The organism is Nocardia sp. NPDC047038 (assembly GCF_040644075.1).
Taxonomy (GTDB): Bacteria; Actinomycetota; Actinomycetes; order Mycobacteriales; family Mycobacteriaceae; genus Nocardia; species Nocardia sichangensis.
The window spans coordinates 228,827-241,102 of record NZ_JBEYVQ010000009.1; the positions used below are offsets into that span (position 1 = coordinate 228,827).

Annotated in this window: 3 protein-coding genes; all 3 read right to left on the reverse strand. The window is 71.7% G+C overall.

All coding sequences use genetic code 11. The annotated features are described in order from the left end of the window. Window positions 1-28 precede the first annotated feature (28 nt). Genes ABZ824_RS27235 through asnB form a run of 3 tightly spaced genes read right to left on the reverse strand, consistent with a single transcriptional unit; the run spans window position 29 to window position 12,263 of the window. Complete coding sequence (locus tag ABZ824_RS27235) at window positions 29-2,602, reverse strand: AMP-binding protein (protein WP_356966260.1); 2,574 nt, start codon at window positions 2,600-2,602, stop codon at window positions 29-31. Next, the gene (locus ABZ824_RS27240; protein ID WP_356966262.1) at window positions 2,599-10,371 is read right to left on the reverse strand and encodes an amino acid adenylation domain-containing protein; all 7,773 of its coding nucleotides are present in this window, start codon (window positions 10,369-10,371) and stop codon (window positions 2,599-2,601) included. Before ABZ824_RS27240 ends, ABZ824_RS27235 begins: the two co-directional genes overlap by 4 nt. Next, window positions 10,371-12,263 carry an asparagine synthase (glutamine-hydrolyzing) gene (gene asnB, locus ABZ824_RS27245; protein WP_356966264.1) on the reverse strand — a complete coding sequence of 631 codons (1,893 nt, stop codon included), beginning with the start codon at window positions 12,261-12,263 and terminating at the stop codon, window positions 10,371-10,373. Before asnB ends, ABZ824_RS27240 begins: the two co-directional genes overlap by 1 nt. Between the last annotated feature and the right edge of the window lie 13 nt (window positions 12,264-12,276).

Genomic DNA, 12,276 nt, shown 5'->3' on the forward strand with positions numbered 1-12,276 from the left:
CGTCGGCCGCGAGCCGGTCCCGCCGCTGTCACACGTCCTCCGCCGGGCAGCCGCCGAAGATCGCGTGCAGGAAACGGTCGTCGGGCCCCAGCCGCAATACCTCGGTGAGGGGCTGGGTATCCATCGTCCCGACCGGGCACAGGCCCAGCCCGAGCCCCGCCGCCGCGGTCATCAGCAGTTGCGTCATCGCACCCGCCTCGAACATCGCGAAGCCCTCGGACAACGGGCCGTAGAGCGGTGTGATGGCGGGCATCCGCGCGATCAGATACAGCGTGAAGGCGGATTCGGCGTGGCTGCGCCGGTTGATCTCCGCGTGCGCGTGCGCCATTGCGCTGCAGGCGCCCGACTCCAGCGGCACCAGGCAGTTGCGCTCCGGGTGGTAGTAGTAGGCGCCGCCGGGCAATTCGCGGACGCGGCCCGGTTCGACCACGAGGTAGGCCGTCACCGGGTAGGCGGATCCGGCGGACGGGTACGCGCGCCGCGACTCGTGCTCGATCCGGCGCAGCAGGCCGAGCAGCCCGGCCAGCGCGGCGAACTCCACCGGACGCCGATCGAAGCGGCGATGCGTCCGGCGTGTGACGGGCCGGTCGGCCCGTTCGGCGCGCAGGTCGATCGCCGCCGCGGTGTCGAACTCGTGGCGGACCCCGTGCGCGGCGTCCTTGAACTGCTGACGCTCGACCACGCCGGTCAGTGTGCTGTCCGTCGCGGCAGGCGCGCTCGCGGCCACGGCGGGCGGCGTGCCGGGGCGGGTGCCGTTGACCAGCTCGCCGCTGACGATGACCGCGATGGACGGGAACCGCAGCAACTGCTCTACGTCGACGACTATCCCGCGTTCCTCCTCGAGGATCGTCGCGAGGCGGACCAGTTCCACCGAAGTGGCGCCGAGGTCGCGCAGATCCATGTTCGGCTCGATATCGCCGACGCCGAGCACCCGGCATACGATCGTCGTCACCTCGCGGGTCAGCGTGGCGGTGTCGTCGGCCTGTCCCGTCGTCGCCGAGCCGGTCGCGTCCACCGCGGCGGGCGCTTCCTCGGGCCGGGGCGGCACCCGTCGCGCCAGCGCGGCGCGGTCGACCCGGCCGTCCGGTAGCAGCGGGAATCGCGTCACGACCTCGATCCGGCGCGGCAGCAGATAGGGAGAAAGTCTGCGGCGCAGGCGATCCAGCAATCGATCGCCATCGGTGTCGGATTCCGGTGCGAGCCGGGCGAATCCGACGGATGCGGCGGCGTCGTCGACCGGGACCACGACGGCGGCCAGCACGTCGTCCAGGCCCGAAAGCGCCACCTCGGCATCCTGCATGTACAACGGTCGTCCGAACACGGTGACCTGCGCCGACTCGTAACCGACGACTTCGACCGCGCCGTTGGGCAGCAACCGGCCGAAAGCACCGGTCGCCACCAGCGTCCGCTCGGTCTCCGGATGCGAGATCGTCGGGCGGTACTCCATTCCGGCTCCGACGGCGGGCAGCGCGCACAGACCACTGAAGTAGATCCGCCCCGTCACCCAGATCGGGCACGGCGCCATCGTGTCGGACAGGATATGAACGCGCTGATTCGGCAGCGGTCTGCCGATCGGTACCGAACGCCACTGCTCCGCCGCCTCATCACCGACCGGCCCCGCGCTGACCCACAGCCCCGGCACCCGCGCGGCGCCGAGATGCCACACCTCGGGTTCGACGGTCGCCCGGTCGCGCAGCCTTCGCACCAGTTCCGGCGCCAGGCGCTCGCCGCCGAGCAGGAACACCCGCAACGATTCCGGAACAGCGGCATCCGCTTCGGCGAGATGGTCGGTGAACATCCCGAGCAGAGTCGGGCTGGAATGCCACAGGGTGATCTCGTGGTCGCGGACGAGCGCGGTCCAGGCGGCCGGGTCGGCGAGGTCGATATCCGCGCAGACGACCGCGGTAGCGCCGAGCAGCAGGGTGGCGAATACCTCGAACAGTCCCATCCCGGTACCGGGCGGCGCGAGCGCGAGGACGCGGTCACCCGCACCGGCCCCGACCCGATCGGCGACGCCGGTGACCATCGCGACGACCTCCCGATGGCTCAGCACGACCGGTCTGCCGCCGTCGTCGATGATCAGGCACGCCTGCTCCGGGGTGCGCGGCGCCTGCGGCGCCGGCGTGGCGCCGCCGGATGTCTCGGTGATCGGTACGGCGGTGAGCCCGGCGGGCCAGTCGAGCCGGTCGGCCAGCCACCACTGGGTCAGCACCACGGTCGCGCCGGATCGGCCCGCTTGCTGCCATCGGGCGATCCGATCGGTTTCCGGCGCCACCCCGATGACCACGCCGCCCATTCGCAGGACCGCGGCGACGGCGACGAAATACTCCCAGCCCGGCTCGAAGCAGCAGACCACTCGGTCGCCCGCGCCTACACCGGCGGCGGTCAATCGCGTCGCGACCTCGGCGGCGCCCGCGAGCAAGCGCGCGCGGCAGAGCACCCGGTCGGGAGTCACCACCGCGGCCGCGTCGCCGGGCACGTCGGCGGTCTCGATCAGCACCGAGAGCGCGTGCTCCGGCATCGGCGCGTCGGTGTCGTTGAGGGTGTCGACCAACTCCCGCTGGTCGGCGGAGAACAGCGATAGTGCCGATTCGGCTGTCATCGATGAGTACCTTTCTCTTTTTCGGCGTCCGCGTCCCCCGCTCGGGCCACCAGATCGGCGAGTACCTGTTCGAAAGCGGCGAACATGGCCTCGACCAGACCGGGCGGCAGGGCGGCGCTGAGGTAGTCCCAGGTGCACACCAATCGGCCCGCCTCCTCGCTGATCTGGTGATCGAGCAGCACCTGCGGCGTCTGGCTCACCGCGTACACCGGGCGGGCGCGCCAGCGCGGCACGTCGTCCTCGCGGGCCGACGGGCCGGTCAGCAGTGTGCTGGTGAAGACGACCGGCATGAGCACGTCGGGGCCGCGCTCCCGGCGCAACATGCGCAACACCTCGACGCCGGAGACCGTGCGGTGCTCGAGATCGCGCCAGATCTGTTCCTGCACCGCGCGCGCCATCCGCGGCACCGGCGTCGAGGCATCCACGGCGAGCAGCGTGGTCGACGTGAAATCGCCGACGACCGCGTCGATCGCGGGATGCAGCGGCAGCCGGTTGAAGGTGGTGAGATTGAGGGTGAACCGCGGGGACGCGCTCCACACCGCGAGCACGCGCGCGAACGCCGCGCAGATCACCGCCGTCGGTGTGACGCCGGTCCTGGCGCACCAGTCGCGCAGCGCGGTCCACGGGGCGGCGTCGAGTTCGGTGCTCAGCCGCTCGAACCGCGGTTCGAGCGGCACGACGGCGTCGCCGGTTCGCGGTAGCGCGGGCGCCGGGGGCAACTCGGCCAGCCGATCCCGCCAGTAGCGCAGCGCCGCACGCCGCACCGGGGCGTCGCGCGCCGCGTGCACCGTCTGCACGTAATCGCGGAAACTGCACGGCAATTGAGGCAGTTCGAGACTCGGGTCGTGGTAGAAGGCCAGCAACTCGTCGGCTAGGACGCGGGTGCTGTGCGCGTCGGCGATCAACAGGTCCAAACCGAGGTGAAAGCGCGTGCGCACGGCGTCGAGTCGATGGATGCGCACCTCGAACAGGGGCCACCGGGCGGGATCGCGCACCTCGTGCGACATCGACGCGCGGACCTCGGCCAAACGCGCGGCGGCGGTGTCCTCGGGCACCGCGCGCAGGTCCGCGTGTCGCACCCGCACCGGCGGCACCTCGGCGAGTACCTGCTGGTATCCGTCGGCCCGGACGATGGTGCGCAGGGCGTCGTGCCGGTCGACCAGTCGTCGCAGAGCGCGTTCCAGATGGATGGGGTCCAGATCCTCCACCTCGAGTTCGACGTAACTGTGGGTGGCGACGCCACCGAGCGCGGCGGTGGTGCGCCGCCCGAGCCAGTAGGCCTGCTGGATGTCGGTGAGCGGGAAGGGTTCGAAGCGGCCGTTCGGATCGGGACGCAGCGCGGGCAGGGTCTCGGCCGGGTCGGCGGGGCGCAGTCGCTGTTCGGCGATCACCGTCGCCAGCGCCGACAGGGTCGGCTCATCGAGCAGCCGCACCAGGGGAACGCGCACGCCGAGGCGTTGGTGCACGAGGTCGAGCAATCGAATGGCCTGCAAGGAGGTGCCGCCGAGAACGAAGAAGCTGTCGTTGGGACCGATTTCGTCGATCTTGAGCACTTCGCGCCACAGCGCCGCGAGATCACCGGTGGCGGCGCCAGAGTCCGCCGACGCGCGCCCCCGACTGTGCCGCTCGGCCAGTCGGATCAGCTCCGCGCGATCCACTTTTCCGTTGGCGGTCAACGGAAGTCGGGGCACCGCGTGCAGCGCGCCCGGTACGAGGTAGGCGGGCAGCAGACCGGTGAGCCCGCGGCGCAGGTCCGCGGGATCGGGTGCGGTATCGCCCGCCGCCGTGACGAATCCGGCCAGCCGCTGGGAGCCTCCCGGGGCGCCGAGAGCCACCACGGCGGCGCGCCCGACCCCGGGCTGTCGTTCCAGCACCGACTCGATCTCGCCGAGTTCCACCCGGAATCCGTTGATCTTGACCTGATTGTCTTCGCGGCCGAGGAATTCGAGGGTGCCGTCGGCGCGGTAGCGGGCTAGATCGCCGGTGCGATAACGGCGTTCGCCCGATACCGGGTCGATGAGGAAACTTCGTGCCGTGCGCCGCGGATCGCCCCAATAGCCGAGTGCGACACCGGTGCCGCCGATGTACAGATCACCCGGCACCCAGTCCGGGCGCGGTCGCAGCGCGCGATCGAGCACGTGCATGGTCTGGTTGTCCATCGGGATGCCGTAGGGGATGCTGCGCCAGGTGGGGTCGACGGCACCGATGGGGTACCACACGGACCAGATCGAGCCCTCGGTGGCGCCGCCGAGGCTGACGACCTCGGCCGAGGGGGCCAGCGCGCGAATCCGGCCCGGCAGGTCGAGCGCGATCCAATCGCCGCTGAGCAGCACCACTCGCAGCGTGCGCAGCGCGTGCGGGGCGAGCGGACCCGCGTATCCGGTCAGCACATCGGCCAGCGCGGGCACCGAATTCCAGAGGGTGACGCGTTCGCGCGCGATCAGTTCCGCCCAGTGCGCCGGGTCGCGGCGGCGGTCGCCCTCGGGCATCACCACCGCGCCCCCAACGGAGAGGACACCAAAGATGTCGTAGACGGCGAGATCGAAACCGAGCGGTGACACCGCGAGCACGCGATCGTCGGGGCCGATGCCGAACCGGCGGTTCACACTGTCGACGGTGTTGGCGGCGCCGCGGTGATCGATCATCACACCCTTGGGCTCTCCGGTTGATCCGGAGGTGAAGATCACGTAGGCCAGACTGTCGAGCGCCGCTGCCGCCGGAGCGGGTGTGCGCGGCAGCGGCAGCGCGTCGTCGTCGACCGCCACGCACGAGACCCCCGGCGCGTAGTCCGCTCCGGCATCGGCACGGGTGATGCAGACGACCCGCGCCGTGGCACGCTCGATCAACTGATCTCGCCGCGCCACCGGCGATTTGGGATCGATCGGCACGAACGCCGCACCCGACTCGAGTACGCCGAGCACCGCCACCACCAGCTGCCACCCCTTGCCGACGACGACCGCCACGGGTTCGCCGCGGCACACGCCGAAGTCACGCAGCGCCGCGCCCACGCGGCGGGCGCGGTCGGCCAGCTCGTGATAGGTCAGCCGCACCGCACCGTCGATCACCGCGGTGCGCGCGCCAAATCGGTCCGCGGCGGCGAATACCGTGTCGTGCAGGCACATCGTCGGCAGCGGGGCGGCGGTCGCGTTGACCCGCTCGCGGCGCGCCAGGTGAGCGGCGGGGACGACGACCGGCGCGCGCCTGCGCCAGTCGCCCTCGGCCAGCCACTCCAGCAGTTCCCGGTACGCGTCGAACATCGCGTCGAGCACACCGGGAGCGAACAGCTCCGCCACCGTGTCCCAGTTGAAGACCAGGTCCCCGCGCTGTTCGCCCACCTGGTGGTCGAGATACACCTGGGGTGTCTGGGTGATGCCGAACACCGAATCACCCAGCGACCAGGTGTCCTCATCATCGGGTCGCAGCGGTGGCAGGTCGAGATTGGAGGTGAACACCACCGGGCTGGTGAGTCTCGGGCGGGTGCCGTGGTGCGCCGCGCGTTCCCGCGCCACCGCCACACCGCTGACCTGCGAGTGGTCCAGATCGCGCCACAGCCGTTCCTGCAACGCCCCGGCCCGTTCCAGGAACGACCCGGATGCGGTGTGGTCGACCTCGAGCAGAGTCAGCGACGTGAAGTCCCCGACGATCTCGGCCACCCTCGGGTGTATCGGTTCGCGCCGGAACACGGTGAGGGTCAGCGTGTAGTGCGGGGCGCGGCTCCAGGCGGTCAGGATTTCGGCGAACGCGGAGAGCAATACCGCCGACGCGCTGAGCCCGGCGGCCGCGGCGCGGGCCTTGAGCGCCGACCATCGCGGCGCGGGCATCGACCCGGCCCTGCGCTCGAAACGCGGGAGGACCACCGATTCCGGCGTCGCCGTGAGCGGCAGGGCGGGCCCTTCCGGCAGTTCCGGTGCTCGCTCGCGCCAATACTCCAGCGCCGCAGTGTATTCGGGGGTGTCTCGGCGCGCCGTCTCGGCGAGTACGTAATCGCGGAAGGTGACGGGCACGGTGTCGGGCGCGTAGTCGGGGTCCCGGTACCGGCGACCCAGTTCGGTCAGGATCAGGCCGACGCTGTAGGCGTCGCAGATCAACGCGTCGATCCCGGCGTGCACGACGGTGTGCGCCGGGCACCGCGACACGCGCACGTCGAACAGCGGCCAGCGATCCGCGGGCAGCACCTGATGAGACATCTCCTCCCGCAGCGCGAGCAGGCGGCGTTCGCGGTCCGATTCGGACAGTTCGCGCAGATCCTGCACCGCGATCCGATACGGCGGCACCTGCGCCGACACCTGCTGGGTGCCGTCGACGCGCACGACGGCACGGAGCATCGGGTGCCGGTCGATCACCGCGCGCAGTGCCGCGCTGAACCGATCGAGGTGCAGCTCGTCGGCCACCAGTTCGAAGTACGCGTGCGTGGCGACCGCGCCCAGTTCCAGGCTGGCGTCGCGGCCGACCAGGTATGCCTGTTGAACATCGGTCAGCGGGAAGGGTTCCCCGGCCGCCGCCGGATCGGTCGACACGGCCGGTGGGGCGGAACCGGCGGTGCCGCGCTCCCCGGCGTCGATCATCCGCGCCAGCGCGGCCACCGTCGGCGCGGCGAAGACGTCGCGCATGCCGACCGCGACGTCGCAGCGGCGGCGGATGGCGGCTGCTACCCGCGCGGCCGCCACCGAATGCCCGCCGAGGGCGAAGAAGTCGTCGTCGCGGCACGGTCGGGTACCGGGTGTCAGCAGTTCCTCGAAGATCTCGGCAACTACGGTCTCGGTCCCGGCGCGCGGCAGTTCTCCCGCGGTGCGCTCCCGCACCGGTTCGGGATCGGGCAGCCGTCGCCGGTCGATCTTGCCGCCCGCGGTTCGCGGCAGCGCGGCGAGCCGGACCAGCAGATCCGGGATGAGATATCCGGGCAGCCGGTTGCGCAGCCGGTCGAGAATGTCGGTGAGATCCACGGATTCGTCGCAGACGAGATATCCCGCCAGGATCGGGTCACCGCCCGGACCCGGCCGCGCGGCGACCGCGGCCGACCGCACACCGGGCAGGCCCAGCAGCGCGACCTCCACCTCACCGGGCTCGATCCGGTGCCCGCGTACCTGCACCTGGGCGTCGAGCCTGCCGAGATAGTCCAGGGCGCCGTCGGCGCGCGGCCGCACGGCGTCACCGGTGCGGAACAGCCGGGCGCCGCGCGGTCCGTGCGGATCGGGCCGGAAGACCGCCGCGGTGGCGCCCGGTCTCCGATGGTAGCCGCGGGCCACGCAGTCGCCGCCCACCGACAACTCACCGCGCACCAGCGGCGCGACCGGCCGCAGCCGATCGTTGTACACCCGGGCGCTCACCCCGGCGATCGGGACGCCGATCGGTGGGCGGCCGCCGCCGTCGCCGATCTCGGCCGCGGTCGCGTCGGCCGACACCTCCGACGACCCGTAGAGGTTGACCAGGGTGCGGCCCGGTAGGTGTCGGTGGAAGCGGCGAACGAGGTGTTCGTCCAACGCCTCCCCGCTTACCACGCACAGCCGCAGCGTGGGCACCCGGTGGCCGAGATCGGGCACCTCGTCGAGCAGCGCGGAGATCAGCGAGGGCACCGCCACCAGGCGGGTCACCCGGAACCGCGCCAGCCCGCGCGCCAGCCGCGCCGGATCCTGGGCCTCGTCCGGCCCAAGCACCAGCAACGGGACGCCTGCGGCCAGCGGGCCGAACGTCTCCCAGATCGAATCCACGAATCCCGGCGCGGTTTTCGCGACGCAGACCTCACCGGGCCGGAACGGGTAGGCGGATTCGGACCAGCGCACCCTGTTCACCGCGCCCCGGTGCAGGCCGAGGACGCCCTTGGGTGTGCCCGTCGACCCGGAGGTGTACAGCAGGTAGGCCGCGTTGTCGGCGCGCGCCCGATACCGCGGCAACGCGGGGAGTTCTTCCGCCGCGGCGGAGAATGTCCGCTCGTCGAGCGACAGCACCGCGCCGCGGTATCCGGGTATCGGCCCGGCGTCCGCGACGACGACGCAGCGCGGTCCGGCGTCCGTGATCAGTTCGGCGAGCCGCACCTCGGGATGCGCTGGATCCAGCGGCACGTACACCGCGCCCGCCTCGAGCACGGCCAGCGTCGCCACCACCGACTCCATCGAACGTGGCAGCAGCACCGCCACGCGGTCCTCGGGACGCACCCCGATGGCGTGCAATCGGCGCGCCAGCCGGTGCGCGCGCACACCGAGTTGCCGGTAGGTGAGCTGCCGCGCTCCGTCCAACAGCGCCACGGCGTCCGGGGTGCGGCGCGCCTGCCGCTCGACCAGGCCGTGCAAGGTCGGCTCGACGGGAGGGGCCGGTAGGCGCACGGGAACGACGGCCGGACTCGGAAGCAGCCGATCGCAGGGCACGCGGGGATCGTCGGCGATCCGCTCCAGCGCGAATCCGAGCTGTCCGGCGAGCGCACGCACCGTCGGTGCGGTGAACACCCCGGTGTCGTAGTGGAACGCGATCTGCATGCCGTCGCCGCGCTGCCGTATCTCGATCACCAGATCGAAGTGGGTCGCGCCGAGGTCGACGTGCTCGATCTCGACCGACACGTCGGGCAGATCCAGGCGCGGCGGTTCCGGTTGCAGCACACAGACCACCCGGACCAGCGGATACCGGGCGCCGTGGACCCGGGCCAGCTCCTCGAACGGCATTTCCTGATGGGCCTGCGCGGCGAGCGCGCGCTCGCGGACATGCCGCCACAGCCGCTCGAACGTGTCCGCCGATTCGGCGGCGAATCGCAGCGGCAGCACGTCGATGAAGCAGCCGATCAACCGCTCCAGGTCGACCCGAAGCCGTCCGGCGACCAGGGTGCCGACCACGATGTCGGACTGCCCGGTCACCGCGCGCAACTGCGCGACGATGGCGGCGAGCACGAGCATGAACATCGAGCCGCCCGCCTGTCGCCGGTGCTCGGCGAGCCGGTCGGTGACGTGGGCTGGTACCAGCACGATCTCGTCGGCGCTCGCGCCGCGGCGGCCGTCGCCGTGCCTGCCGACATCGCCCGGCAGGTCGAGTTCGGGCGCCCCGCGCAGATAGTCGTCCCAGAATCGGGACAGTTCGCCGTATTCGGGCCCCGCCAGCCGCCCGCGCTGCCAGGCGGCGTAGTCGCGGTAGGTGATCGCCAGGTCCGGCAGCGCGGCGGGACGGCCCTGCCGCAGCTCCCGGTACGCCCGCGACAACTCCTCGATCAGCACCGAGTTGGACCAGCCGTCGGTCGCGATGTGATGCAGGACCAGCAGCAGTATGTGTTCGTCGGATGCGGTGCGCAGCAGCGTCACCCGGATCATCGGCGGGCGCGACAGCTCGAACGGACGCCGCGCCTCGGCCCGCAACAGCGGCTCGGGAGAGCTCGCGCATTCGGTCAGATCGACCAGACGCCAGGGTATTTCGACGCGGTCGTGCACGATTTGGCGCAGGGCGTCCGAGTCGAGCCGGTACGCGGTGCGCAAGGTCTCGTGCCGCCGCACCACCTCTCTCATCGCGGCGCGCAACGCGATCGGGTGCACGACGCCGCGCAGGCGCACCGCGACGGCGTAATTGCCCGCCGCGGGCGACATCTGGTGTAGCGCCCACATGCGGCGCTGCGCCGCCGACACCGCCGACGGGCCCGCGTCGGTCACCCGGGACACGGCGCCGCGTCGGTTCGCGCGCTCCCGCAGGGCCCGCTCGAACCGCGCCCTGGCCTCGGGCGGCAGCGCGGCGATGCGCTCGGCCACCCCGGGGTCGAGAACGATTCCGTTGCCGTGCGGCATATCCGGCTCGTTCATTACGCGGCCCCGCTCGTCGCGGTCGCCGGTTCGGCCGTACTCATCCCGAATTCCTCCCCCAGTACCGCGATCGACGCGGCCAATTGCAACAACGGCTCGGCGGACGCGCGCTGCCCGGCCGGGCGCGCGGCGGTTCGATCCAGCAGCCGCCGCACCGCCGCGGGATCGAAGAACGGGTTCGCGCGCAGCGCGGCGGTGTCGCCGAGTTCCCGCAGCACCGCGATCAGGTCGTCCTCGCGCAGTACGGGCGGGGCGAAGAACCCTCGTTTGCCCCCCGCCGCCACCTCCCCTGGTATCCGGTCGGCCAGCGCGGCGCGCAGCGGGTATTTGCTCGCGCCGTCGAACATGTAGCGACGCAGCGGGGTTCGCGCCGCGATCGCGAACAGTCGGTGATCGAGGAACGGCAACCGGGTCTCCACCGCGTTGGCCGCGTCGAGGCGTTCAGCGAGCAGGATGTAGTTCGGCAGTCGGGTTTTCACGAACAGATACATCGACCGGTGCAGCCGCCCGCGGCCCCGCAACCGGTCGCCCGCGTCGGCGAGCAGCGGCGCGCACGCGTCGGTGTGATCGAGTTCGGCCGCGAACTCGGGACGCAGGATCGCGCGCACCGGCGCGGTGACCGCGAGGTGGCGATCGAGCACCCAGGTCGGGATGTCACCGAAGGTGTCGAGCAGCGTGCGCAGATACGGGGGCGCGATGGCCTCGAGCCGCGAGTAGCCGTGCCGCGCGCGCTCGGCAAGCCGAGGGTCGAGATCCAGCGCGATATCCCGGTGGAACTGCGGGTATCCGGCGAACAACTCGTCGCCGCCCTCACCGCCGAGCGCGACCTTGAATCCGTGCTCGCTGATCGCCCGGCTGTGCAGTAGGCGCGCCACCCCGTGCGCGTTCTCCAGCACCTGCTCCCCCGCGCGCACCGTGGCGCGCAACAGCTCGGCGTAATCGGCGGGCCGGTAGTCGACGTAGTGGTGGGTGAGCCCCAGCGTGGCGGCGGTGCGCGCGGCGCGGGCGCTCTCGTCGAAATCGGCGGCCGGGAACCGGACCGTGTACGCGGTCACCGGCCCGCCGCGCGCGGCGGTGGCCACCACGGCGGTCGAGTCGATGCCGCCGCTGAGGTGATAGGCGACCTGCGTATCGGCGATCGTGCGTACCGCGACCGCGTCATCGATCGCCGCGCGCAGATCGGCTACGTGATGGTCCCAGTCGACGGTGTCGCCGGCTCGATCCTCGGTAGGCGGGTAGTCCGGATCCCAGTACGAGCGCACGGTGACACCGCGTGGCCCCGCGGTCAGATAGCACCCGGGCGGAACCTGGCGGACGCCCGCGAACAACGTCCGGTCCGGCGGCAGACCGAGTTGTAGATGCGCGGCGAACGCGCCAGAATCCCATCGCGCGGGCACCCCGCAGGCGAGCAGCGCCTTGATCTCCGAGGCCAGCAGCAACCGGCCCCGATGCCGCGCGTAGTACAGGGGTTTGACGCCGAATCGGTCGCGGGCGGCGAACAGTTCCCGCGTGCGGTCATCCCAGATGACGAACGCGAATTCGCCGCGCAGTCGCGCGAGCAGACCCGTGCCGTGGCGCGCGAACAGCGGCAACGCGATCTCGCTGTCGCTGCCGGTACGCAGCCGGTGCCCGGCGGCGATCAGTTCGCGCCGGAGTTCGCGATAGCCGTAGAACTCGCCGTTGGTGACCAGGCGCAACCTGCCGGTCTCATCGGCCATCGGCTGTGCGCCGGTGCGCGGGTCCATCACGGCCAGCCGGGTGTGCCCGAGCGCCGCGACCCCGTCCGGCGCGCACCAGATCCCGCGACCGTCGGGCCCTCGAGCCCGGAGTCGATCCAGGCCCGGCCGCACCGACTCTTCGACGAGTCCGCCCTCGGGTGCGTAGATCGCCACGATGCCGCACATG

Excerpts from the sequence above, each read along its gene's own strand:
- ABZ824_RS27240 (WP_356966262.1), bottom strand. The coding sequence starts at position 10,371 with ATGAACGAGCCGGATATGCCGCACGGCAACGGAATCGTTCTCGACCCC.
- ABZ824_RS27235 (WP_356966260.1), bottom strand. The coding sequence starts at position 2,602 with ATGACAGCCGAATCGGCACTATCGCTGTTCTCCGCCGACCAGCGGGAG.